Source organism: Mycobacterium sp. 1274756.6 (assembly GCF_001668625.1).
In the GTDB taxonomy this organism is placed as follows: Bacteria; Actinomycetota; Actinomycetes; order Mycobacteriales; family Mycobacteriaceae; genus Mycobacterium.
In genome coordinates this window covers 12,172-35,753 of sequence record NZ_LZLJ01000068.1, presented here as the reverse complement: position 1 = coordinate 35,753, position 23,582 = coordinate 12,172, and the positions used below count along the sequence as shown (strand labels likewise).

General features: G+C 69.1%; 23 protein-coding genes. 14 read left to right on the top strand and 9 right to left on the bottom strand.

Annotated features, from left to right (window positions below):
* Positions 1 to 10 precede the first annotated feature (10 nt).
* Both A5643_RS10860 and A5643_RS10855 read left to right on the top strand, forming a co-directional pair.
* Positions 11 to 1,054 carry an LCP family protein gene (locus tag A5643_RS10860; RefSeq protein WP_082948890.1) on the top strand — a complete coding sequence of 348 codons (1,044 nt, stop codon included), beginning with the start codon at positions 11 to 13 and terminating at the stop codon, positions 1,052 to 1,054.
* Positions 1,055 to 1,203: 149 nt separating this feature from the next.
* Positions 1,204 to 1,749 carry a ferritin gene (locus A5643_RS10855; protein ID WP_066854835.1) on the top strand — a complete coding sequence of 182 codons (546 nt, stop codon included), beginning with the start codon at positions 1,204 to 1,206 and terminating at the stop codon, positions 1,747 to 1,749.
* Here the strand turns inward: A5643_RS10855 and A5643_RS10850 are convergent.
* Together A5643_RS10850 and A5643_RS10845 are read right to left on the bottom strand one after the other, a co-directional pair.
* Entirely contained in the window at positions 1,746 to 2,555 is an 810-nt protein-coding gene (locus tag A5643_RS10850) for a glycerophosphodiester phosphodiesterase (RefSeq protein ID WP_066854832.1), read from the bottom strand. The genes A5643_RS10855 and A5643_RS10850 overlap by 4 nt on opposite strands.
* Positions 2,556 to 2,560: 5 nt before the next feature.
* Positions 2,561 to 3,526, bottom strand: a complete 966-nt coding sequence (locus A5643_RS10845; protein ID WP_066854841.1) for a DUF4328 domain-containing protein — start codon at positions 3,524 to 3,526, stop codon at positions 2,561 to 2,563.
* Between the two features lie 376 nt (positions 3,527 to 3,902).
* On the opposite strand from A5643_RS10845, the gene A5643_RS10840 reads away from it, so the two are divergent.
* From A5643_RS10840 to rraA, 9 genes are all read left to right on the top strand, one after another.
* Entirely contained in the window at positions 3,903 to 4,100 is a 198-nt protein-coding gene (locus A5643_RS10840) for a hypothetical protein (RefSeq protein WP_156628756.1), read from the top strand.
* 153 nt (positions 4,101 to 4,253) lie between these two features.
* Positions 4,254 to 4,877 (top strand): superoxide dismutase, encoded by a 624-nt coding sequence (locus A5643_RS10835; RefSeq protein ID WP_066854826.1) that lies wholly within the window; start codon positions 4,254 to 4,256, stop codon positions 4,875 to 4,877.
* Between the two features lie 369 nt (positions 4,878 to 5,246).
* The gene (locus A5643_RS10830) at positions 5,247 to 5,990 is read left to right on the top strand and encodes a TMEM165/GDT1 family protein (RefSeq protein ID WP_066854823.1); all 744 of its coding nucleotides are present in this window, start codon (positions 5,247 to 5,249) and stop codon (positions 5,988 to 5,990) included.
* A 280-nt stretch (positions 5,991 to 6,270) separates the two neighbouring features.
* Positions 6,271 to 6,669 carry a secretion protein EspR gene (locus tag A5643_RS10825; protein WP_066854820.1) on the top strand — a complete coding sequence of 133 codons (399 nt, stop codon included), beginning with the start codon at positions 6,271 to 6,273 and terminating at the stop codon, positions 6,667 to 6,669.
* Positions 6,670 to 6,751: 82 nt separating this feature from the next.
* Positions 6,752 to 7,408: a DUF6474 family protein gene (locus A5643_RS10820; protein WP_066854817.1), complete on the top strand. Its 657-nt coding sequence runs from the start codon at positions 6,752 to 6,754 to the stop codon at positions 7,406 to 7,408.
* A gap of 28 nt (positions 7,409 to 7,436) precedes the next feature.
* Positions 7,437 to 8,096, top strand: coding sequence for a YcnI family copper-binding membrane protein (locus tag A5643_RS10815; RefSeq protein ID WP_066854814.1), 660 nt, complete (start codon positions 7,437 to 7,439; stop codon positions 8,094 to 8,096).
* Positions 8,093 to 8,623, top strand: a complete 531-nt coding sequence (locus A5643_RS10810) for a copper resistance CopC family protein (RefSeq protein WP_502686235.1) — start codon at positions 8,093 to 8,095, stop codon at positions 8,621 to 8,623. Before A5643_RS10815 ends, A5643_RS10810 begins: the two co-directional genes overlap by 4 nt.
* Before the next feature lie 75 nt (positions 8,624 to 8,698).
* Positions 8,699 to 9,205 (top strand): hypothetical protein, encoded by a 507-nt coding sequence (locus A5643_RS10805; RefSeq protein WP_066854808.1) that lies wholly within the window; start codon positions 8,699 to 8,701, stop codon positions 9,203 to 9,205.
* A gap of 4 nt (positions 9,206 to 9,209) precedes the next feature.
* Positions 9,210 to 9,683 (top strand): ribonuclease E activity regulator RraA, encoded by a 474-nt coding sequence (rraA, locus tag A5643_RS10800; RefSeq protein WP_066854805.1) that lies wholly within the window; start codon positions 9,210 to 9,212, stop codon positions 9,681 to 9,683.
* Between the two features lie 41 nt (positions 9,684 to 9,724).
* Here the strand turns inward: rraA and A5643_RS10795 are convergent, their stop codons facing one another.
* A complete protein-coding gene (locus A5643_RS10795) occupies positions 9,725 to 11,194 on the bottom strand; it encodes a flavin-containing monooxygenase (protein WP_066854802.1) in 1,470 nt (489 codons plus the stop codon).
* Between the two features lie 76 nt (positions 11,195 to 11,270).
* Between A5643_RS10795 and A5643_RS10790 the strand changes: the two genes are divergently transcribed.
* Positions 11,271 to 11,939, top strand: coding sequence for a TetR/AcrR family transcriptional regulator (locus A5643_RS10790; protein WP_066854799.1), 669 nt, complete (start codon positions 11,271 to 11,273; stop codon positions 11,937 to 11,939).
* On the opposite strand, the gene A5643_RS10785 is transcribed toward A5643_RS10790, so the two are convergent.
* The 4 genes from A5643_RS10785 to gltB all read right to left on the bottom strand — a co-directional run bounded on the left by A5643_RS10785 (position 11,917) and on the right by gltB (position 19,067).
* Positions 11,917 to 12,348: a hypothetical protein gene (locus A5643_RS10785; RefSeq protein ID WP_066854797.1), complete on the bottom strand. Its 432-nt coding sequence runs from the start codon at positions 12,346 to 12,348 to the stop codon at positions 11,917 to 11,919. The genes A5643_RS10790 and A5643_RS10785 overlap by 23 nt on opposite strands.
* A 253-nt stretch (positions 12,349 to 12,601) precedes the next feature.
* The gene (locus tag A5643_RS18460) at positions 12,602 to 12,751 is read right to left on the bottom strand and encodes a hypothetical protein (protein WP_197497705.1); all 150 of its coding nucleotides are present in this window, start codon (positions 12,749 to 12,751) and stop codon (positions 12,602 to 12,604) included.
* A 273-nt stretch (positions 12,752 to 13,024) separates the two neighbouring features.
* Positions 13,025 to 14,491, bottom strand: coding sequence for a glutamate synthase subunit beta (locus A5643_RS10780; RefSeq protein WP_066854795.1), 1,467 nt, complete (start codon positions 14,489 to 14,491; stop codon positions 13,025 to 13,027).
* Entirely contained in the window at positions 14,484 to 19,067 is a 4,584-nt protein-coding gene (gltB, locus tag A5643_RS10775; RefSeq protein ID WP_066854792.1) for a glutamate synthase large subunit, read from the bottom strand. Before gltB ends, A5643_RS10780 begins: the two co-directional genes overlap by 8 nt.
* A gap of 473 nt (positions 19,068 to 19,540) precedes the next feature.
* On the opposite strand from gltB, the gene A5643_RS10770 reads away from it, so the two are divergent.
* Positions 19,541 to 19,936 carry a nuclear transport factor 2 family protein gene (locus A5643_RS10770; protein ID WP_066854789.1) on the top strand — a complete coding sequence of 132 codons (396 nt, stop codon included), beginning with the start codon at positions 19,541 to 19,543 and terminating at the stop codon, positions 19,934 to 19,936.
* A gap of 32 nt (positions 19,937 to 19,968) precedes the next feature.
* Here A5643_RS10770 and A5643_RS10765 read toward each other — a convergent pair whose 3' ends face one another.
* Together A5643_RS10765 and A5643_RS10760 are read right to left on the bottom strand one after the other, a co-directional pair.
* Positions 19,969 to 20,445, bottom strand: coding sequence for a DUF2231 domain-containing protein (locus tag A5643_RS10765; protein WP_066854788.1), 477 nt, complete (start codon positions 20,443 to 20,445; stop codon positions 19,969 to 19,971).
* Positions 20,446 to 20,479: 34 nt separating this feature from the next.
* Positions 20,480 to 22,609, bottom strand: coding sequence for an elongation factor G-like protein EF-G2 (locus A5643_RS10760; RefSeq protein ID WP_066854785.1), 2,130 nt, complete (start codon positions 22,607 to 22,609; stop codon positions 20,480 to 20,482).
* 217 nt (positions 22,610 to 22,826) lie between these two features.
* Here A5643_RS10760 and A5643_RS10755 point away from each other — a divergent pair, with 217 nt between their 5' ends.
* The gene (locus tag A5643_RS10755) at positions 22,827 to 23,582 is read left to right on the top strand and encodes a L,D-transpeptidase (RefSeq protein ID WP_066854783.1); all 756 of its coding nucleotides are present in this window, start codon (positions 22,827 to 22,829) and stop codon (positions 23,580 to 23,582) included.

The window sequence follows — 23,582 nt, the reverse complement described above, 5'->3', positions numbered from 1 at the left end:
ACCACGGCCGATCGGTCGGCAACTCGACCACCGCCGCGCACCGGCACCACCGCCCGCGGCGGCACCCACCCGCCGCCCACCGCGGCGCAAAGCCCGCTGGGGCCGGCGGCTGGGCACCGCGGTGCTGGTGCTCACCGTGCTGGCCGCTGCCGGGGTCATCGGCGCAGGCATCTGGGTCGACAACGCGCTGCACCGCATCGCCGCCCTGACCGACTACCCCGATCGTCCGGCGGCCGGATCGGGCACCACCTGGCTGCTGGTCGGGTCCGACAGCCGCCAGCAGCTCTCCGCCGAGCAGCAGGGCAGCCTCGCCACCGGCGGCGACCTCGGCGACGGCCGCACCGACACGATCCTGCTGGTCCACCTGCCGCGGTGGGGATCGTCAACGCCCGCCACCGTCGTCTCGATCCCGCGCGACTCCTACCTCCCGATCCCCGACTACGGCGAGGACAAGGTCAACGCCGCCTATTCGATGGGCGGCGCGCCGCTGCTGGTGCGCACCGTCGAGCAGGCCACCGGCCTGCGCGTGCAGCACTACCTCGAGGTCGGGTTCGGTGGGTTCGCGGGACTGGTCGACGCGCTCGGCGGGGTCACCATGTGCCTGTCCGAGCCGATGACCGACCCGCTGGCCGGGATCGACCTGCCGGCCGGCTGCCAGCAACTCGACGGGGCGGCAGCGCTCGGCTACGTGCGCACCCGCGCCACCCCCCGCGCCGATCTGGACCGGATGGTCGACCAGCGGATGTTTCTCAGCGCCCTGCTGCACCGGGCGGCCAGCCCCGCCGTGCTGCTCAACCCCTGGCGCTGGGCCACGGTGCCGCGCGCCGCCGTCGCTGCCCTCACCGTCGACGACGGCGACCGGGTCTGGGATCTGGCACGGCTGGCCTGGGCGCTACGCGGGGCCACCGCGACGGCGACCGTGCCCATCGGCGAGTTCACCGTCGGCGACTCCGGCGCGGTGGTGGTCTGGGACCAGGGCGCGGCCGCGCAGCTGTTCGAGGCGTTGCGCAGCGATTCGCCGCTGCCCGCCGACGTACTCGACAGCCAGCCCTGACCGCTGTTGGCCTTTTGTGCGGCACTAAAAATAGCGCAAACACCTGCGAACAATGCGATCAACCAAGCCTTCCTTTATTTAGGCAAACCTTGGCTGAGTAAGGCAGACCTTCCATGACAACGGCGCTGACCTGCGATAACCTTGGAACCATGAACGATCACGATTCTCACAAAACGAAATTCCACGCACTTCTCCAAGAACAGATTCAGCATGAATTCACGGCGTCGCAGCAATATGTCGCTGTCGCCATTTATTTTGACGGGGAAGACCTGCCGCAATTGGCGAAGTTCTTCTATGCGCAGGCGCTGGAAGAGCGCAACCACGCGATGATGATGGTGCGGTATCTGCTCGACCGCGATGCTCCGGTGGAGATCCCCGGCACCGACACCGTGCGCAACCACTTCGACTCCGCGCGCGACGCGCTGGCACTGACCCTCTCGCTCGAGCGCACCGTCACCGAGCAGGTCACCCGACTGGCGGCAGCGGCCCGCGACGAGAGCGATTACCTCGGCGAGCAGTTCATGCAGTGGTTCCTCAAGGAGCAGGTCGAGGAGGAAGCCCTGATGAGCACGCTGTTGCGGATCGCCGAACGGGCCGGCTCCAACCTGTTCGACCTGGAGAACTACCTGGCCCGCGAGGTCGGATCGGCCCCGGCCGAATCCGGTGCGCCCCGCGCCGCCGGCGGGCGACTCTAACCGCCGGTCGGCAACCCGTCGCGCAGCCAGGCTTTGACCTGGCCGGGGTGGTGGGTGGCCAGCCAGGCCACCCCCACCTCCCGGCAGAACCGGACGTCGTCGAAGCGATCCACCGTCCAGCAATACAGGGCGCGGCCCTGAGCGGCGGCCCGGTCGACCAACTCCGGGTGACTGCGCAGCGTGGCGATCGACGGCCCGATCGCGGTGGCACCGACCGTCGTCGGGGCGCCGCCGCTGAGGTAGCGGTACGCTTTGCCCAACAACACCGTCGGGAGCAACGGCGCGGCCCGCCGGACCCGCCACAACGCCGACGCCGAGAACGACATCACCACCGCACGGGAGTGACCCGCCGAGGCCGGGGTGGCGATGCTGAACCGATGCAGCAGCGCCAGCAGGGCGTTCTCCACCTGCGCGCCGTAGCGCACCGGGTGTTTGGTCTCGATGAACAGCTTGACCGGCCGGCGCCAGTCCAACACCAGCCCGACCAGCGCATCCAAGGTCAGCAGACCGGTGTGCCCGATGCCCTCCGCGTCCTTCGCGGCGCTGGCGCTGTGCCAGGTCCCGTAGTCGAGGTCGCGCAACTGGGCCAGGGTCATCGTGCTGACCGGGCCGACGCCGTTGGAGGTGCGGTCCACCCGCCGGTCGTGCACGCAGACCAGATGGCCGTCGCGGGTCAGCCGCACGTCGCATTCCACGCCGTCGGCGCCTTCCTGCAGGGCCAGGTCGTAGGCGGCCAGCGTGTGTTCGGGCCGGTGGAACGAGGCACCCCGATGGGCGACGACGTAGGGATGCCCGCCCGTGTCCATAGCTTCTATGCTGCCGGTTCGTCGTCCACCGGCTCAACCGCGCCGGGCCGATCCGATCCCACCACCACCCAGCGGTGGGCGGGCCCGACCGCGGTGCTGCGCTCGAAGCCGTCGAAGACCGCGGCGGTGCCCCGCAGCGCGACCCAACCCAGGACGTAGGCCACCACCATGGCCACGGTGTTGTTGCCGATGCCCTGGGCGTCGGTCACCCAGCGGGTGAGCGTGGCGAAGATGGCCATGCCGGTCGCGGCGATCCAGGCGAGCCACCACCGGCGGATGGGCTTGCGCAGCCGGTCCTGCCGCTGCTCGAGTTCGGCCAACTCGGTGACATAGACCGGTGCCCAGAACAGGTTGGCCAGCGGCACCAGACAGCCGGCGCGCAGCGCCCGCCGCGAGCGGGTCTCCGGCCGGTCGAGCGCATCGAAGGCCGCGCGCCGGCGGGCGATCAGCCACCCGGTGAGCAGCAGCGCGGTGACGATGATCGCCGTCAGGGCAGCCGCACTGGCCAAGACCGCCAGCACCATCTCGCCGATCGCCACCGCCGGGTGAAAAAGCTTGCCCCGGTTGAGGATCAGCAGTGCGTATTGCAGCAGGTAGACGCCGGCGGCAAGGGCGAGCACCCCTTGACTGATCTGCAGGGCGCGGCGCACCGTCGCGGGATTCTGCGGCCGCTCGGCCACCGGCTCGGCGGCGGCGGGGTCGATTCGGTCGGTCAGTCCCCAGCGTGGGATGACCGCGTAGCGCGGGGTCGGCCCGCGTGGTGCGCGGCGCGGCCGGCGAGCGGGCGGCGCTCCCGGACGCACCGCGATCCACCGGTAGCCGGCCGGCACCCGTGGGGCGCGGGCGCGCGGCGGCGGGGCCGGTGGCTCGGCACGCGGCGGCAGCAGCGCCCCCCGGCACCGCGGGCACCACTGCCGCTGCCGGTCACGCACGTTCCAGCGCGTACCGCACTGAGAACACCGCTGGATCACCGCCTCAGCGTAGCGGGAGTTGCCCGGGGCGGCGGGCGCGCACACCGCGGCGGCGACGACAGCTACTTTCCGGTATCCACAGTTTCCACAGGGTTATCCACAGGGCGTTGTGCGCGCCGGGGCGCTATCGCCCGCGCTCGATGCCGGTCCGTGGGCTGCACCTGTGGACAACACGCCGCCGACGCGACTGTTCCGGGTACCGGCGCGTCGCGGTTTCGAGCGAAATCGCTAGTGGTTCTCATCTCGCCCGCCGGACGAAGCCACCGACTTCGCTACCTAAACCTCAAACCGCTATGATGACTGTCACAGCAGTGCTGTGATTCATCTCACCGAGAAACGCGTCGAGCATCGTTGAATGTCGAGGTCAGGGCTGTATATGGCATCACAACCAATGGGATCGGGGTCGCCGCGCCCGGCGCCGTACGGGTTGACCGCCGGGATGGCGTCCGGCGCGACGCGGTACGGGCACACCAACCCGGCGACGTGCAACCGCTCCTATTTGATGGCGGGCCTGCGGGCCGGCTTGATCGCGCTGGTGCTGCTGATCCTGTTCACGCTGCTGGTGCTGCTCTGACGGTCGGCAGGGGCAGCGGCGGATGCCCGCCCAATCTGGTTCCCGGGCCTGCCGGGCGCCCACAGTCGTGACTAGGCTGGGGATGCGGCGCGGTTGAACCGTGCACGCAGAATCAACAACTCAAGATTTGCGTAGACGGAAGGAAGGACTCCGGTGGCTGAATACACCCTGCCCGACTTGGACTATGACTACGGAGCGCTCGAGCCTCATATCTCCGGCCAGATCAACGAGATTCATCACAGTAAGCACCACGCCGCCTACGTCAAGGGCGTGAACTCGGCGCTGGAGAAGCTCGAGGAGGCCCGCGCCAACGACGACCACGCGGCGATCTTCCTCAACGAGAAGAACCTCGCCTTCCACCTCGGTGGCCACGTCAACCACACGATCTGGTGGAAGAACCTGTCCCCCAACGGCGGTGACAAGCCGACCGGCGAGCTGGCCGCCGCCATCGACGACGCCTTCGGGTCGTTCGACAAGTTCCGCGCCCAGTTCACCGCTGCCGCCAACGGACTGCAGGGGTCGGGTTGGGCGGTGCTCGGCTATGACACTCTCGGCCAGAAGCTGCTCACCTTCCAGCTCTACGACCAGCAGGCCAACGTGCCGCTGGGCATCATTCCGCTGCTGCAGGTCGACATGTGGGAGCACGCCTTCTACCTGCAGTACAAGAACGTCAAGGCCGACTACGTCAAGGCCTTCTGGAACGTCGTGAACTGGGCGGACGTGCAGTCCCGGTTCGCCGCGGCGACCTCGAAGGGCCAGGGTCTGATCTTCGGCTGATCCGATCTGCCCCACCCCGAACGATGCGGGTGCCGCCTGTCGGCGGCACCCGCATCGTCGTCTTTCCGGTGGTATTTCGAAACGATCGGTGACAGCGAGGATTCCGGCCCGCGCCAAGTGTTTTCGCCGTCGCCCACACCAAAAGTTGCGGCGGTCCGAACTTGGTCGCCGCGTTGGCGCACCCGGCGCCGGACGGCTAGCCTGGCATCGATAACCGAAGGGGAGTAGCCCCCAATCGTCGTGTCGACACACTGGCGCACAGCCCGGCCGGCGAACCGCGTTCCCGGCGGTGGGCGAGACCTTCGACCGATCACCGGGCGTCGCGCCGGACACGCGGCCACCGGTGCCGCGTCGAAAGGATTCCCGTCGATGTCCACCGCGATCCTCGTCAGCCTCGGCGTGGTTTTCCTGGCCGAGCTCGGGGACAAGTCGCAGCTGATCACGATGACCTATGCGCTGCGCTACCGGTGGTGGGTGGTGCTCAGCGGGGTGGCGGTCGCCGCCGGCCTGGTCCATGGCATCTCGGTGGCGGTGGGGCACTTCCTGGGCGCGACCCTGCCTGACCGACCGATCGCCGCGGCGGCCGCGGTCGCGTTCTTCGGGTTCGCCGCCTGGACCTGGCGGGAAGGTCAGAGCAGCCCCGACGACGCCCCCACGCCCCGGGCCCCGCGGTTCGTGCTCTTCGCGGTGGTCTCCTCGTTCGTCCTCGCCGAGCTGGGCGACAAGACCATGCTCGCGACGGTCGCCCTGGCCGCCGACCATAACTGGGCCGGGGTCTGGATCGGTGCGACGGTCGGGATGGTGGTGGCCGACGCGGTGGCGATCGTGGTCGGCACGGTGTTGCATCGCCGGTTGCCCGAGCGACTGCTGCATGTGCTGGCCGGGCTGCTGTTCCTGGTCTTTGGGCTGTGGATGCTGTTCGACCGGGTGCTCGGGGCGCCCGGGCTGGCGGTCGTCGCGATCACGGTGGCGGTGCTCGCCGTTTCGATCGTCGCCCTGGCGCGACGCCGCCGGACCCCCGCGGCGCCACCGTCGCTTCGGGAACCGCACGATCCCTCAGCCGTCATAGATAGCAAACTCACCAATCACTCAGATAAGAATCTCGGCAGCTAGCTCGCGTGCGCCGAGAGCCGTTCGCCGCTGCTCGCACCCGCCGATACGAAAACCGCGCCGCAACCCGAAACCGGGTGTTTACCCTGGTGTACGTCGTACGTTTAGCGGGTTCGGCCGCCGTCGCCGCCGGGTGACGAAGGCCTGGGGCCGTTCGCGTCCCACCGGCACCAGCGCCGGTTTAGTTCGCTCTTGGCTGTGAGCAGCACGGTCGCTACGATGGTCAGCAAATCGCTGCGCGTATCGCGTCGTTCTGTTCCGCCCGGGTTGGAGGTCCCCCCCGATGAGCACGACATTCGCTGCTCGCCTGAACCGCCTGTTCGATACGGTCTATCCCCCCGGGCGGGGACCCCACACCTCGGCCGAGGTCATCGCGGCCCTGAAGTCCGAAGGCATCACGATGTCGGCGCCGTACCTGTCCCAGCTGCGCTCGGGCAACCGCACCAACCCGTCGGCGACGACGATGGCGGCGCTGGCCAACTTCTTCCGGATCAAACCGGCGTTCTTCACCGACGACGAGTACTACGCGAAGATCGACCGGGAACTGACCTGGCTGGCGACCGCCCGCAACGAGACGGTCCGGCGCATCGCCACGCTGGTGGCGGACCTGTCGGCGGAAGCCCAGCAGGATCTGCTGCAGCAGGCCACCGAGTTGCATCGCAAAGAGCAACAGGAGGCCTAACCGTCCGGCGCCACCCGATAGGGTTGGCGGAGCGATCCGGCCCGGCTGGCCGCGATCGGGCACAACACACCGGGAGGCGACCGTGGGCCTGTTCCGCAAGCGCAAGAGCCGCTCCGAGCGTCGCGCCGAGGCGCGCGCGATCAAGGCCCGCGCGAAGCTGGAAGCCAGGCTGGCGGCCAAGAACGAGGTCCGTCGGTTCAAATCCGCCCAGAAAGCCGAGGCCAAGGCGCTCAAGGCGCAACTGAAGGCGCAGCGCGACAGTGACCGCGCGGTGCAGAAGGCGGCCGAGACGCGGCTCAAGGCCGTCCGTGAGGGTCGCGTCCTCTCTCCGGTGCGGATCCGGCGCCTGTTGACGGTGGCCCGGCTGTTGGCCCCGGTGCTGGTGCCGCTGGCCTACCGGGCCGCCACCACCGTCCGCGGGCTGCTCGACGAGCGCCGCGCGGACCGCCTCGGGGTGCCGTTGGCCCAGGTCGGCCGGTTCTCCGGGCACGGAGCGGAGCTGTCGGCGCGCATCGCGGGAGCGGAGAAGACGCTGCACACTGTGCAGGAACACCGCCCGAAGGACCCCGAGACCAAGAAGTTCGCCGCCGCGATCAACGAGCGCCTGGTCGACCTGTCCGCGGCGGTCAGCGCCGCGGAGACCATGCCGGCCCAGCGCCGCCGGGACGCACACAACGCCATCGCCGAGCAGCTCGACGGCATCGATGCCGACCTGATGGCCCGGCTCGGCCTGCCCTGACCCCTCGAGACAGGAAGTACCCAGTCACATGGTCCACATCCGCCCGCTGCGCCGGGTCCTGATGTCCACGGTCGCCGCGGCGCTGCTCGGCGCCACCGTCGGCATCGCGCCCGCCGCCGCACACGTCACCGCCAACAGCGAGAACCCGGTCCGCGGCGGGTACGCGACCGTCACCTTCGCGGTCCCCAACGAGTCGACCACCGGCGCGGCGACCACCCAGCTGATCATCACGCTGCCGGATGCCGCGGCGGTGCGTACCGAGGCGGTGCCCGGCTGGTCGGTCGACCTCGACCGCGATGTCGAGGCCGGCACCGTCGGGAAGGTGACCTTCACCGCGGCGGCCGACGGCGGCATCCCCGCCGAGCAGTTCGGGCTGTTCCGCGTCTCGATGGCACTGCCCGACGCCGACACGGTGAGTTTCCCGACCGTGCAGGTCTACGCCGACGGCACCCGGGTCGACTGGGATCAGGAGCCCGCGGCCGAGGGCACCGAGCCCGAGCACCCCGCACCGACGCTGTCGCTGGTGACCGGGTCACCCGATCACACCGGGCAGCATTCGGTGGAGGTCGGCACCCACCCGTCGAACCCGGTCCACGCCGCCGACAGCACCGCCCGGGTTCTCGGCGGTGCGGCGCTGTTGCTCGGTGCGGTCGCGATCGGTGTCGCCATGGCTCGGCGGCGGGCATGAGGGCGGCGGGCATGCGGGCGGCCACCGCGAAGCTGGCCGCGCTCGGGCTGGCGTTGCTGCTGTTGATGGCGCTACCGGCCGCGACGGCCTCGGCCCACTCGCAGCTGATGAGCACCGATCCGGTAGAGAACGCCCAGCTCGCCGAGGGGCCGGAGCGGGTGAGCGCGACCTTCAACGAACGCCTGCAGAGCGCCTATGCGCAGATGACCGTGGTCGGGCCCGACGAGCGGCTCTGGTCGACCGGTGAGCCGGCGGTGGACGGGCCGGTGGTCAGCATCGCGCTGCGCCCGCTCGGACCGGTCGGCCGCTACACCGTCAACTACCGGGTGACCTCCGCCGATGGGCACCCGGTGTCGGGGTCGTGGGCCTTTGAGCTGACGGTGGCCGGGACCGGCGAGCCCGGCCCGCCGGTCGGCAGCCACGCCGCCGGGGAGCCGGAGGAGATGCCGGTCTGGCCGTTCGTCGTGGGTGCGGTGGTGATCGTCGCCGCCGGCCTGGCGTGGAGCATGCGGCGACGCCAGACGTAGGGCGTCATCGGTGGTGCTGGCATGATGGGTACCGCTGCTGGTGTAGGCGACGAGAAACTGCGAAGGAGCGGCCCGATGGCAGACTCCCCGGATCGGCCCGAAGACAAGCCGGACACGACACCGCCGCCGGGCGGGCTGTCGATGCCGCCGGATCCCGCCAAGAAGCCGGAACCACCGTCGGCCGAGGAGGCCTCCGACGCGCCGGCCAAGAAGGCACCGGGCAAGAAAGCCGCGGCGAAGAAGGCACCGGCGAAGGACGCTCCGGCCAAGAAGGCCCCCGCCAAGAAGGCACCGGCGAAGAAGGCCGCCGCGAAGAAGGCACCGGCCGAGAGCGCTCCGGCCAAGAAGGCCCCGGCCAAGGCCGCGGAGGCCACCAACGGTTCGCGCCAGCTCGCCGATGGTGCCAAACAAGCCGCGGCTCAGGCGAAGTCGACGGTGGACACCGCCAAGAACCCGGTTCCCGCACCGGCGCCCGCACCGGCACCGGAAGCCGGGCCGCCACTGATCCCGCTCGCTGTCGCCGCCGTCTTGAGCCTGCTGGCCGTGCTGGTGGTGCGCCGGCTGGTGCGCGGCGACGACTGACGCCGTGACGACCGAGTTCCGGCCCACCGCCGATCTGGTCGATGACATCGGGCCGGAGGTCCGCAGCTGCGACGTGCAGTTCCGTCAGTTCGGCGGGGTCTCGACCTTCGCCGGCCCGATCAGCACGGTGCGGTGCTTTCAGGACAACGCGCTGCTGAAGTCGGTGCTCGGCGAGCCCGGGGAGGGCCGGGTGCTGGTGGTCGACGGTGCCGCCTCGGTGCACACCGCGCTGGTCGGCGACCTCATCGCGGACCTGGCGCGGTCCAACGGTTGGGCCGGGCTGATCGTGCACGGCGCGGTGCGCGACTCGGCTGTGCTGCGCACGCTGTCGATCGGAATCAAGGCCCTGGGCACCAACCCGCGGAAGAGTTCCAAGACCGGCGCCGGCGAGCGCGACGTCGAGGTCAGCTTCGGCGGTGTGACGTTCGCACCTGGGGAGACCGTCTTCAGCGACGACGACGGCATCGTCGTCACCTGAGCAGGCGTCGCCTGAGCAGCACCTGAGCAGCGCCCGCGCGGTCAGACCGCTTGGCGCACGCGGTGTTTGGTGAAGTGCAGCGGCTCGTCGTCGACCTTGCCGTAGCGGATCAGCCGCACGTCGAACAGGTAGTTCTGCTTGAGCCGCCACGGGGTGCGTGAGCCCGCCTTGGGCAGGTAGTCCAGCGCCCGCAACACGTAGCCCGGGGTGAAGTCCATCAGCGGGCGCTCGTCGACCGAGTTGCCCGGGTGCATCGGCACCACCGTGTCGAAGCCGTGGACGTCCATGTAGTTGAGCACCCGGCAGACGAACTCCGAGACCAGGTCGGCCTTCAGCGTCCAGGACGCGTTGGTGTAGCCGATGGTGAACGCCATGTTGGGCATCTCGGTGAGCATCATGCCCTTGTAGGCCATGGTGTCGCTGAGCTCGATCGGCTCGCCGTTGCGGTAGATCTCCGCGCCGCCGAACAGCTGCAGGTTCAGCCCGGTCGCGGTGATGATGATGTCGGCGGCGAGCTCCTCGCCGGAGGCCAACCGAATCCCGGTCTTGGTGAACCGGTCGATGGTGTCGGTGACGACGTCGGCCTTGCCCTGCCGGATGGTGCGGAACAGGTCACCGTCGGGCGCCAGGCAGAGCCGCTCGTCCCACGGGTTGTAGCGCGGACCGAAGTGCTTGTCCACGTCGTAGCCCTTGGGCAGGCGGCGCTTGGCCATCGTCATCAGCGTCTTGCGCATGTACTTGGGGAACCGCCGGGAGAGCTGGTACTGGGCGATGCTGAACCCGATCGCCTTCCACCGGTTGACCACGTGGGCGGCCTTGGGCGGCAGGAACTTGTTGGCCTGCACGGCCAGCGGGTCCACCTCCGGCAGCGACCCGATGTAGGTCGGCGAGCGCTGCAGCATGGTCAGATGACCCGCGCCGGTGTTGGCCAGCGCCGGGATGAGGGTCACCGCGGTGGCGCCGGACCCGATCACCACAATCTTCTTACCCTGGTAGTCGAGGTCCTCGGGCCAGTGCTGCGGGTGGATGATGGTGCCCTCGAAGTCCTCGGCGCCCTCGAAGGTCGGGCTGTAGCCCTCGTCGTAGTTGTAGTAGCCGCTGCAGGCGAACAGGAACGACGCGGTGACGGCCTTCTGCTCGCCGGCCTCGTCGATGGTCACCGTCCACCGGTTGTCGGTGTCGGACCAGTCGGCGGCGACCACCTTCTGCCGGTAACGAATGTGCTTGTCGATGCCGTTCTCCACGGCGGCTTCGTTGATGTAGTCCCAGATCGCCGAGCCCTGGGCGATGCCCTTGGCCGAGGTCCACGGCTTGAACCGGAACCCGAGGGTGAACATGTCGGAGTCGGACCGGATACCCGGGTACTTGAACAAATCCCAGGTGCCACCGAGGTGCTCGCGCCGCTCCAGGACCACGTAACTCTTGGTCGGGCAGCGTTCCTGCAGGTGCCAGGCGGCGCTGATGCCGGAGATGCCGGCGCCGACGATCACAACGTCGAAGTGTTCGGTCATGGCGCCAGGCTATCAACGGCATGTCGATCCCGTCAACACCCTGTTGAGTAACTCGACGGCGTGTAAAGTGTGCGGGGTGACCACCGCCAACCACGCGCGCACCCACGGGCGCCGCACCTCGCGCCCCTCCGGCGACGACCGGGAGGCGGCGATCCTGACCACCGCCGAACGGTTGCTGGCCGAGCGACCGCTGGCCGAGATCTCGGTGGACGACCTGGCCCGCGGCGCGGGCATCTCCCGGCCCACCTTCTACTTCTATTTCAAGTCCAAGGACGCGGTGCTGCTGTCGCTGCTGGAGCCGATGATCGCGCGCGCCGACTCGGAGTTCGACGGCGCGGTGCAGCGGCTGCCCACCGACCCGCGGGGGATGTGGCGCAGCGGCATCAAGGCCTTCTTCACCGCGTTCGGCTCGCATCGCGCGGTCGCGCGGGCCGGGACCGAGGCGCTGGCCACCAGCCCGGAGTTCCGCGCCATGTGGCAGGACTACATGGGCAAGTGGATCGAGCAGACCGCCGCGATGATCACCGCCGAGCGCGCCCGCGGCGCGGCGCCGGACACCATCGCGGCGCTGAGCCTGTCCACCGCGCTCAACCAGATGAACGAGCGCACCATGATCGCCACCCTCGCCGATGAGAAACCGGCGGTCGACCACGAGCAGCTGGTGGACACCCTGGCCCACATCTGGGTGACCAGTATCTACGGGGAGACGCCCGCGGCGGCGCTCAAACCAACTGGCCCGCAATAAATCCGGCCAGCAGGACGGCGAAGCCGCCGATCTCGCCGAGGATCAGCAGCACCATCCCGGCGCGCAGCAGGACGCCGGCGCGCTCGAACTGGTTGGTCGTGTCGCGCCGGGCGCCGTGGTAGATGTAGCTGCCGATGGCGGTGAGGAAGAAGTACACCACCACCGCCGCGGCGGTCAGGTTGACCCACGTGGGCCAGGCGCTGAGTTCGACGAACGGGGCGAGCAGCAGCGTGGCGAACGAGTAGAGCAGCGCCGCCCGGTGGGCGATGTCGACGTAGGGGTGTGCCAGCCGGTTCTCCGAGGCCATCATCTGCTGGTATTTCCACACGCCCAACACCAGCGCGAGCAGGAAGATCAGGCCGGCGGCCAGCAGCGTCAGCAGGGTGTCGATACCGAGGTCAGCGTGCACACCCCGAGTCTAGTGACCGGCCCGCGCCGGCCCGCCCGGCGCTCATCCCGCGAGGCCGCCGCTCCGCTCTCCGCCCGAGGCCGCCGCTCGCCCGCCGCCCGAGGCCACCGCTCCGCGCGCCGCTCCTCACTCCGCGAGACAGAACTGACGCAGGCCTCGCTCGGCGTGTCGCCTGCATAGCTTCTGTGTCGCGACCGGCGGCAAGGCCGGGCCCACCCGCCGGGCGCGCCTATCCCAGCGCGCTTCCGAGCGGTTAGCTCACCACGCCGAAGCGCAGCAGGTCGTCGGCGGTCACCAGGCGCTCATGCTTGGCCGGGAACTCCCGACTCTTGACCGGGTGACGGAGCAGCGACCACGCGACGCGCGCGCGACGAAAACGGATTACCGGGTTGGCGTACACCATGATCACTCCTGCGATCGAACTGGCTGAACCGGGTCCCCGACTACCGGAAGGCCCACACAGCGCCATTAGACACTGAACTCCTGGCAAACAGATCGAGACTCGCCGGAGAACGCCTCATCTGTTTCTATTGTGACGCATGTTACTTTAAGACGGCGCGATGCGGTGGGTTTCCCCTGTTCACAGCAGGACACCGGGCGAGGACCCATGCCACCGTCACCCGCATCGGAACACCGGATCGCATCGCCAGCAATCTTTTCGCTCGCATCCTGCCGGTCAGCGCTGCGCGACGTCGGTGGGTTTGATCGGTGCCGGCAGCGCCGTGTCCCCGGCCAGGTAACGGTCGACACCGGCGGCCGCGGCCCGCCCCTCGGCGATGGCCCACACGATCAGCGACTGCCCGCGCCCCATGTCCCCGGCGACGAAGACGCCGGGCACCGAGGTCGCGTAGTCGCGGTCGCGGGCCACGTTGCCGCGATCGGTGAACTCGACCCCCAGATCGGTGAGCAACCGGGTGCGCTCGGGCCCGACGAAGCCCATCGCCAACAACACCAGGTCCGCATCCAGTTCGAAGTCGGTGCCGTCCACCTTCTCGAACTTCCCGGCCCGCGACGTCACCTCGTGGGCGCGCAGGCCGGTGACGCGGCCGTCGCGGCCGGTGAACTCCTCGGTGTTGACCGCGAAGAGCCGGTCGCCGCCTTCCTCGTGCGCGGCGCTGACCCGGTACATCAGCGGGTAGGTCGGCCACGGCGTGGAGGCGTCGCGGGTGTCCGGCGGGCGCGGCATGATCTCGAACTGGTGCACCGCGACCGCCCCCTGCCGGTGCGCGGTGCCCAGGCAGTCCGCGCCGGTATCCCCGCCGCCGATGATGATGACGCTCTTGCCCTTGGCGGTGATCGGCGGCTCGCCGTCGGGGCCCAGGACGTCGTCGCCCTGTTGCACCCGGTTGGACCACGGCAGGTACTCCATCGCCTGATGGATGCCGTAGAGCTCGCGGCCGCGGATCGGCAGATCCCGCCACAGCGTGGCGCCACCGGCGAGCACGACGGCGTCGAACTGGGCGCGCAGCTCCGCGGCGGTCAGGTCGGTGCCGACGTCGACGCCGGCGCGGAACTCGGTGCCCTCGGCGCGCATCTGCTCGAGGCGCCGGTCGATGATGCGTTTTTCCATCTTGAACTCGGGGATGCCGTAGCGCAGCAGCCCGCCGATCCGGTCGGCGCGCTCGAAGACCGTGACCGCGTGCCCGGCGCGGGTGAGCTGCTGGGCGGCGGCCAGCCCGGCCGGCCCCGACCCGATCACGGCGACGCTGCGTCCGGTGCGGGTGGTCGGCACCACCGGCTGCACCCAACCCTCGGCGAAGGCGCGTTCGATGATCTCGAACTCGACCTGCTTGATGGTCACCGGCTCCTGGTTGATGCCGAGCACGCAGGAGGTTTCGCAGGGCGCCGGGCAGAGCCGGCCGGTGAAGTCGGGGAAGTTGTTGGTGGCGTGCAACCGCTCGCTGGCTTCCCGCCAGCGCCCGGTCCGCACCAGGTCGTTCCACTCCGGGATCAGGTTGCCCAGCGGGCACCCGTTGTGGCAGAACGGGATCCCGCAGTCCATGCAGCGGCTGGCCTGGTCGCGCAGCGTCTGCTCCGAAAACGGCTCGTAGATCTCGTTCCAGTCGCGCAGCCGGATGTCCACCGGCCTGCGGTTGGGGAGTTCACGCCGGGTGTGCTTGAGAAAACCCTGGGGATCAGCCATGCGCCACCGCCATGATCGCCTCGTCGGGATCGGTGCCTGCGCGTTCGGCTTCCGCGATCGCCTCCAGCACCCGTTTGAAGTCGCGCGGCATGACCTTGGCGAAGTGGCCGCTCTCGCGGTCCCAGGCGTCGAGGATCTGCCGCCCGACCGCGGAGTCGGTCGCCTCGACGTGCGCGGACACCATGTCGCGCAACCAGGTCCGGTCGGCGTCGTCGAGGGCTTCGATCTCCACCATCTCGGTGTTGAGCTTCGCCGGCAGCCGCCCGTGCGGGTCGTAGACGAAGGCGACGCCGCCGGACATGCCGGCGGCGAAGTTGCGTCCGGTGGGGCCCAGGATCACCACCTTGCCGCCGGTCATGTACTCGCAGCCGTGGTCGCCGACCCCTTCGACCACCGCGTGCGCACCGGAGTTGCGCACCGCGAAGCGCTCCCCCACCACCCCGCGCAGGAACGCCTGGCCGCTGGTGGCGCCGAACAACACCACGTTGCCGCCGATGATGTTCTCCTCGGCCCGGTAGTCCGCAGGCGCCTGGGCGGAGGGCCGCACCACGATGCGGCCGCCGGACAGGCCCTTGCCGATGTAGTCGTTGGCGTCGCCGCGGATGCGCAAGGTGATGCCCGCGGGCAGGAAGGCGCCGAAGCTGTTGCCGGCCGAGCCGTCGAAGGTGATGTCGATCGTCGAGTCGGGCAGGCCTCGGGCGCCGTAGGTTTTGGTGACCTCATGGCCCAACAGGGTGCCCACGGTGCGGTTGACGTTGGAGATGGCGGTGGTGAAGCGCACCGGTGTGCCGGTGTCGAGCGCTTCCCGGCACATCACGATCAACTGCTGGTCCAGGGCCTTGTCCAGGCCGTGGTCCTGTTGGGAGCTGCAGTACAGGTCCTGGTTCATGAACGCCGACTCCGGGGCGTGCAGCACCGGTGTCAGGTCGAGTTTATGGGCCTTCCAGTGCGCGCGGGCCAGGGTCGCATCCAACGCGCCGACCTGGCCGACGGCTTCGTTGACGGTGCGGAACCCCAACTGGGCCATCAGTTCACGGACCTCTTCGGCGATGAACAGGAAGAAGTTCTCCACGAACTCCGGCTGACCGGTGAACCGCCGTCGCAGCACCGGGTTCTGCGTGGCCACCCCGACCGGGCAGGTGTCGAGATGGCAGACCCGCATCATGATGCAGCCGGAGACCACCAGCGGCGCGGTCGCGAACCCGAACTCCTCGGCGCCGAGCAGCATGGCGATCATCACGTCGCGGCCGGTCTTGAGCTGGCCGTCGACCTGGACCACGATGCGGTCGCGCAATCCGTTGAGCAGCAGGGTCTGCTGGGTCTCGGCCAGTCCGAGCTCCCACGGCCCGCCGGCGTGTTTGAGCGACGTCATCGGCGCGGCCCCGGTGCCGCCGTCGTGACCGGAGATCAGCACCACGTCGGCGTGCGCCTTGGACACCCCTGCGGCGATGGTGCCGACGCCGTTCTCGGCGACCAGTTTGACGTGGACCCGGGCGGCCGGGTTGGCGTTCTTCAGGTCGTAGATCAGCTGGGCGAGGTCCTCGATGGAGTAGATGTCGTGGTGCGGCGGTGGGGAGATCAACCCCACGCCCGGCGTGGAGTGCCGCACCTCGGCGATCCAGGGGTACACCTTGTTGCCCGGAAGCTGGCCGCCCTCACCCGGTTTGGCGCCCTGAGCCATCTTGATCTGGATGTCGGTGCAGTTGGTCAGGTAGTCGCTGGTCACCCCGAACCGGCCGGAGGCGACCTGCTTGATGCTGCTGCGCCGCCAGTCGCCGTTGGCGTCCGGCACGAAGCGGTCGGGGTGCTCCCCACCCTCACCGGAGTTGGACCGCCCGCCGAGCCGGTTCATCGCGATCGCCAGCGTCTCGTGGGCTTCGGCGGAGATCGAGCCGTAGCTCATCGCACCGGTGGAGAACCGTTTGACGATCTCACTGGCCGGTTCCACCTCCTCCAGCGGTACCGGTGGGCGCAGCCCGGTCTGAAACTTCAGCAGGCCGCGCAGCGTCGCCAGCCGCTCGCTCTGGTCGTCGACGAAGGCGGTGTATTCCTTGAAGATCGAGTACTGGCCGGTGCGGGTGGAGTGCTGGAGCTTGAACACCGTGTCCGGGTTGAACAGGTGGTACTCGCCTTCACGGCGCCACTGGTATTCGCCGCCGACCTCGAGTTCGCGGTGGGCCCGTTCGGCGGGCCGGTCCAGGAAGGCCAACCGGTGGCGCGCGGCGACGTCGCTGGCGATGTCGTCGAGGGTGATGCCGCCGATCGGGCAGCTCAGCCCGGTGAAGTACTCGTCGAGCAGGTCCTGGGCGATGCCGACCGGCTGGAACAGTTGCGCGCCGGTGTAGGAGGCCCGCGTCGAGATGCCCATCTTCGACATCACTTTCAGCACGCCCTTGCCGGCGGCCTTGACGTAGTTGGCCAGGGCGTGTTCGCGGACCAGGTCGGCGATGACGCCGCGGTCGAGCATGTCCTCGATCGACTCGAAGGCCATGTAGGGGTTGATGGCGGCCGCCCCGAAGCCCAGCAGCGCGGCCATGTGGTGCACTTCGCGGGCGTCGCCGGATTCCACGACCAGCCCGACCTGGGTGCGGGAGCGGGTACGCACCAGGTGGTGGTGCACCGCGGCGACCGCCAGCAGCGACGGGATGGGCGCGAGGGTTTCGTCGGATTCCCGGTCGGAGACCACGAGGATGCGCGCACCGGCGTCGATCGCCGCCGACACCCGGGCCCGCACGTCGTCGAGGGCGGCGCGCAGTCCGACGCCGCCGTCGGCGACCGGGTAGAGGCAGCGGATGATCTCGGTGCGCAGACCCACCTGCCTGCCGTTGATCTCGGTCGCCGGGTCGAGGTTGATCAGCTTGGCCAGCTCGTGGTTGCGCAGGATCGGTTGGGGCAACACGATCTGGTAGCAGGAGGCCTCATCGGGGCTGAGCAGATCACCCTCGGGACCGAGCGCGCCCTGCAGGCTGGTGACCACTTCCTCGCGGATCGCGTCCAGCGGCGGGTTGGTGACCTGGGCGAACATCTGCTGGAAGTAGTCGAAAAGCATGCGCGGGCGTGCGGAGAGCACCGCGATGGGGGTGTCGGTGCCCATCGAGCCGATCGGCTCGGCGCCGCTGCGCGCCATCGGGGCGACCAGCAGGTTCAGCTCTTCGTAGGTGTAGCCGAACATGTGCTGGCGCAGCACGATCCGGTGGTGCGGCATGCGCTGGTAGTCACCGACCGGCAACGAGTCCAGCGGGATCAGACCACGCTGCACCCACTCCTGGTACGGCTGCTCGGCGGCCAGCTCGGCCTTGATCTCTTCGTCGGCGACGATGCGGCCGGCGGCGGTGTCGACCAGGAACATCCGGCCGGGCTGCAGCCGCAGCCGTCGTACCACGATGGCCGGATCCAGATCCAGCACACCGGATTCCGAGGCCATCACCACCAGATCGTCGGCGGTGACCCAGATCCGGGAGGGGCGCAGGCCGTTACGGTCGAGCACCGCGCCCACCAGGGTGCCGTCGGTGAAGGTGATGGAGGCCGGGCCGTCCCACGGTTCCATCAGCGAGTCGTGGTACTCGTAGAAGGCCCGCCGCGCCGGGTCCATCGTCTCGTCGCGCTCCCACGCCTCGGGGATCATCATCAGCACGGCGTGCGGCAGGCTGCGCCCGCCCAGGTGCAGCAGTTCGAGCACCTCGTCGAAGCGGGCGGTGTCCGAGGCGCCGGGGGTGCAGATCGGGAAGAGTTTCTCCACGTCGGCGGGCGAGCCGAACACGTCGGTCTTGATCAGCGCCTCGCGGGCCCGCATCCAGTTCTCGTTGCCGGTGACGGTGTTGATCTCACCGTTGTGGGCGACCAGCCGGAACGGGTGGGCCAGCGGCCAGGACGGAAAGGTGTTGGTGGAGAAGCGCGAATGCACGATCCCCAGCGGGCTGGTCAGCCGCTCATCCTGCAGATCGAGGTAGAACGCCTTGAGCTGCGGGGTGGTCAACATCCCCTTGTAGACCAGGGTGCGGCCGGAAAGGCTGGGGAAATACACCGTCTCGCGTCCCGGCCCGTCCTGGCCGGGGCCCTTGCTGCCCAGTTCGTGTTCGGCGCGTTTGCGGATCACATAGGCGCGCCGTTCCAGCGTCATGCCGTCGGCGCCGGCCAGGAACAGTTGCCGCAACGTCGGCATGGCGTCGCGGGCCAACGCCCCCAGCGACGAGTCGTCGACGGGCACCTCGCGCCAGCCGAGTACCGCCAATCCTTCGGCTTCGACGATCTTCTCCACCGCCTCGCAGGCGGTGGCGGCGTCCTTGGCGGACTGCGGCAGAAACGCGATGCCGGTGGCGTAGCTGCCGGCCGGCGGCAGGTCGAAGTCGAGCACCGCGCGCAGGAACGTGTCGGGGACACCGATCATGATGCCCGCGCCGTCACCGCTGTGCGGTTCGGCGCCGGCGGCGCCGCGGTGGTCGAGGTTGACCAGGGCGGTGATGGCCTTCTCGACGATGTCGCGGCGGGCCCGGCCGTGCATGTCGACCACCATCGCGACACCGCAGGCGTCGTGCTCGAAGGCGGGGTTGTAGAGCCCGACTCGGGTGGGGGTCATATCACCTGCCCCTTCGGAAACGGGCGCGTCGTTTCCGGGCCGGCGAGCGTGGCGCCGGGTCCCCGAAGACGGCGGGCCGGCGCTGCTTCGGTCTTGTCGTTCTCGTGGCGAAGGGCCTGGGCGGGTATGTGCGTCCGTGCAGCGCTGAACGGGCCCCTGCCCATGCCGACAAGTACTTGAAACGATATGCCGCTACCCCTGATCGGCGTCAACCCAAATGTGGTCCGGGCCGTGCCTGACCAGGCGTGGCAAGTGTCCCGGGTGTCCGCACCCGTGCGCATCAGCAGTTTGCTGGGTGGAAGATTCGTGCTAGTCAGCTACCGAGTTGCTGTGATCGGGGTTTTGCTCCGCGTTAACCGGGCGGGCTAACAGGAAGTACACAGGTTGGACTGCGTCACAGTCGCCGGGGAACCGAACGGTCCGATCGAGCAGAAGACCGGTCGGTCAACCGAACGGCCGGGTAGAAATGCAACGTGGCCACCGCTCTCACCAAGGACGTTGTCCGCCGGGTCGTCGCCACCTATCTCCGCGCCTGGGCGAGTCAAGACCCGGACCTGATCGTCAGCATCTTCACGCCGACGGCGACCTATCACGAGCGGGTGCTCGATGAACCGATCCGCGACGCGGCCGGGATCCGGCGGTACTGGCAGACCAAGGTCGTGGAGCAGCAGGCGAACATCGAGGTGGCGCTGTTGAACCTGTATCTGGACGGCGCCACCGCGATCGCCGAGTGGGAGGCCCGCTTCGACGATCTGGTCGCCGGTGAACGCAAGCTGATGCGGGAAGTGGCGTTGCTGGAGTTCGACGGGGAGCGGATCTGTGCGCTGCGGGAGTATTGGGCATCGACCCGGCTGGGCGGGCTGGGCTGAAGGTCACGGCCGCCGGCGCCTGCCGGCCGCCCTCACCCGCTCACCGACGACACGAAACTCCCCCACGCCGAGCGGGCACCGGATTCGCCGGTGCGGTAGATCTGCACCAGTGAAGCGCCGGAGGCGGCGATCACCAGGGCGATGATCAGCAGCTGCACCAGCGGTTTCGTCTCACTGGCCCGATTCTTCCGGACCTGCAGCACGGCGAGCAGGATGGCGGCGACCAGTAGTGCCGCCGCGAAGTAGGCCATGGTGTCGCCGAGATCGGCGTGGTGGTTGAGCATCTGGGTCTGCTTGTCGGCGTGGTCGATCAGCCACTGCCCGGAGCTGACGGTCAACGGGGTGATGACCGCGGTCGCGATCGCGAGCACCAAAACCAGCCAGACCAGTCGTTGCCGCGCGCCCGGCCACACGGCGCACAGAATCGCCAGGACCGCGGTGAGCGGCATCAACACGACTACGAAGTGGTTCAGCAGGATGTGGGCGGGCAGGCCCTGCAATGTCGACAACGGTCACCTTCCTGTCTTCGGCCGTCGGCGCGGTTCACGAGTCGGCCCGGGCGATGGCCGCCGCGGGCATCGGGGCGTAGCGGGCGAACGCGCGGTGAAACGACCCGCTGCCGTGACTGAGTGAGCGTAAGTCGATCGCGTAGCGGATCAGCTCCACTTGGGGCACTTCGGCGTGGATCACGCTACGGTCCTGCCCCGCCTTCTCGGTGCCCGACACCCGGGCCCGCCGCCCGGACAGGTCGGTCAACACCGCACCGACCAGCTCGTCGGGCACCACCACCACGATCGCGTCGAGAGGTTCGAGTAGCTCGATGCGCGCGGTGGCCGCCGCCTCCCGCAGCGCCAGCGCGCCGGCGAGCTGGAAGGCCATATCCGAGGAGTCCACGCTGTGGGCCTTGCCGTCGACCAGGGTGACCCGGATGTCGACCACCGGGCAGCCGCTGTGCACGCCGGCAGCCATCTGGTTCCGCACACCCTTTTCCACGCTGGGGATGAAAGCGCGCGGCACCGCACCACCGACCACCTTGTCGACGAATTCGAATCCCGCGCCCGGCGACAGTGGCTCGACGACGATGTCACAGATCGCGAACTGTCCGTGTCCTCCGGACAGTTTGACATGTCGACCGCGACCCCGTGCCGTGTCGGCGAAGGTCTCGCGGTGCGGTACCCGCAGCTCCACAACGTCTACGGCCACCCCGTAGCGGTCGGTGAGCGCCTCGAGGACGAGGTCGGCGTGTGCCTCCCCGGTGCACCACAGCACGACCTGATGGGTCTCCCGGTTCTGCTCGACCCGCAACGCCGGGTCCTCGGCAACCAGCCGGCTCAGCGCCACGGCCAGCTTGTCGTCATCGGTCCGGGCGTGCGGTGAGATCGCCACCGGCAACAGCGGTTCGGGCATCGGCCAGGGCTTGAGCACCAAGGCGTCGGCGCAGTCCGACACGGTGTCGCCGGTTTCGGCGTGGCCGAGTCGAGCGATGGCACCCAGGTCGCCGGCGATCACCCGGTCGGCCCGCCGCTGTTGCTTGCCGAACGGGAACGACACGGCGGCGACGCGGTCGTCCTCGTCGTGATCGGGATGGCTTGGCGTCGAACCGTTCCCGAAGAACGCGGTGCTGTGTCCGGAGACGTGCACCGCGGAATCGGGTCGCAAGGTTCCGGAGAACACCCGCACCAGACTGATCCGGCCCACATAGGGATCGGAGGTGGTTTTGACGACCTCGGCCAGCAACGGGCCGTCGGGGTCGCAGGGCAGCGCCCGGCGGGCGATCCCCTGCGGGGTGAACACCTCGGGCGGCCGGCGCTCCGGTGGCGGGGGCAGGCCACGGGCGATCCCGTCGAGCAGTTCAATGGCGCCCAGACCGGTGGCCGCGCATACCGGGAACACCGGAAATAGCGTCGCGCGGGCCACCGCACGCTCCAGATCGGCGATCAGTCCGTCCTCGTCCAGCTCTTCGCCGGCGAGGTAGCGCTCCATGAGTGTCTCGTCTTCGGACTCTTCGATGATCCCTTCGATGAGGTCACCGCGATGAGCGTCGATGCGTGCCCGCTGCTCGGTATCGGGCGGCCGGGCGCGGCGTTGACCGTCGATCACCCGGTAATACGTCTGCGTGAGCAAGCCCAGTAGGCCGTCACCGTCGGGTAGGTATAGCGGTAACGTCTTGACGCCGAAGGCTTCCCGTGCCATGCGCAGCGTAGTCGCATGGTCCGCACGGGGGTGGTCCAGCTTGTTGATCACCACCGCGCGCGGCACCCCGGTTTGCTCGCACTCCTGCCACAGCGACCGGGTGGCTTCATCGACGACGTCGTTGGCGGCGATGACGAACAACGCCCCGTCGGCTGCGCGCAGACCCGCGCGCAGTTCCCCGAGGAACTCGGCGTAGCCGGGGGTGTCGATGAGGTTGATCTTGGTGCGCCCGTGCCAGACCGGCGCCACCGCCAGACCGAGCGACCGCTGCTGGCGGATCTCGACGGGGTCGTAGTCGCAGACCGTGGTGCCGTCGCAGATCGTTCCGGGCCGGGACAACTCCCCACCGGCAACGAGCAGGGCCTCGACCAGGGTGGTCTTTCCCGATCCGGAGGGCCCTACCAATGCCACGTTGCGGATCTCGGTGGGGCGGTCCACGGCCGGGCCGGCACCCGCCGATCGGTACGTCTTGTCCGCCATGCCGATCCTCCTGGGTGTCAAGCTTTCCCCCAACCGGCGACCGGCACAAGAGCCCACCGGCAAAGTACACATTTGATATTTGCTGGCGCTACATCACAACGCGCTTCACCAGCGTGGAGCACGGCCGAGGCCGCGGATTTGCCCTTTGCTGAGCAACGAACCGGCAAAGGCCGGATAGAATACGGACGGGTTTGACACTTCAAGAAGGGGGGACGCCGTGCGCCGCGTGGCTCGCTGGTTGGGCGTCATCGCCTCGATTACCGCACTGCTCGCGGTGGGGTCGAGTAACGCCAGCTGGGCGGCGATCGCACCGCCGCAGCCCGTCCCGGCGGTCGCCGAGGTCCTGCCGGCGCAGGGCGCGGTCGTCGGCGTGGCCCACCCGGTGGTGGTCACCTTCCTCGCTCCGGTGCGCAACCGGACCGCCGCGGAACGCACCATCGTCGTCACGTCCTCGAGCAACACCCCCGGACACTTCGAGTGGGTCAGTGACCGCGAGGTCCACTGGGTGCCGGAGGACTACTGGCCCGCGCACACCACCGTCGATGTGGAGGCGCGCGGCCTGTCCACCGGCTTCGAAACCGGCGACGCACTGGTCGCGGTGGCCAGCATCTCCGGCCACAGCTTCACCGTGAGCCGCAACGGCGAGGTGCTGCGCGAAATGCCTGCCTCGCTGGGTAAGCCGAGCCGGCCCACCCCGATCGGCTCGTTCACGGCGCTGTCCAAGGAGCGCACGGTGAAGTTCGACTCGCGCACCATCGGCATCCCGCTCGACGACCCCGAGGGGTACCTCATCGACGGCCAGTACGGCGTCCGGGTCACCTGGAGCGGCGTCTACGTCCACTCCGCGCCGTGGTCGGTGGACTCGCAGGGCTACGCCAACGTCAGCCACGGCTGCATCAACCTCAGCCCGGACAACGCCGCCTGGTATTTCGACCAGGTCAGCTTGGGCGACCCGATCATCGTCGAAGCCTGA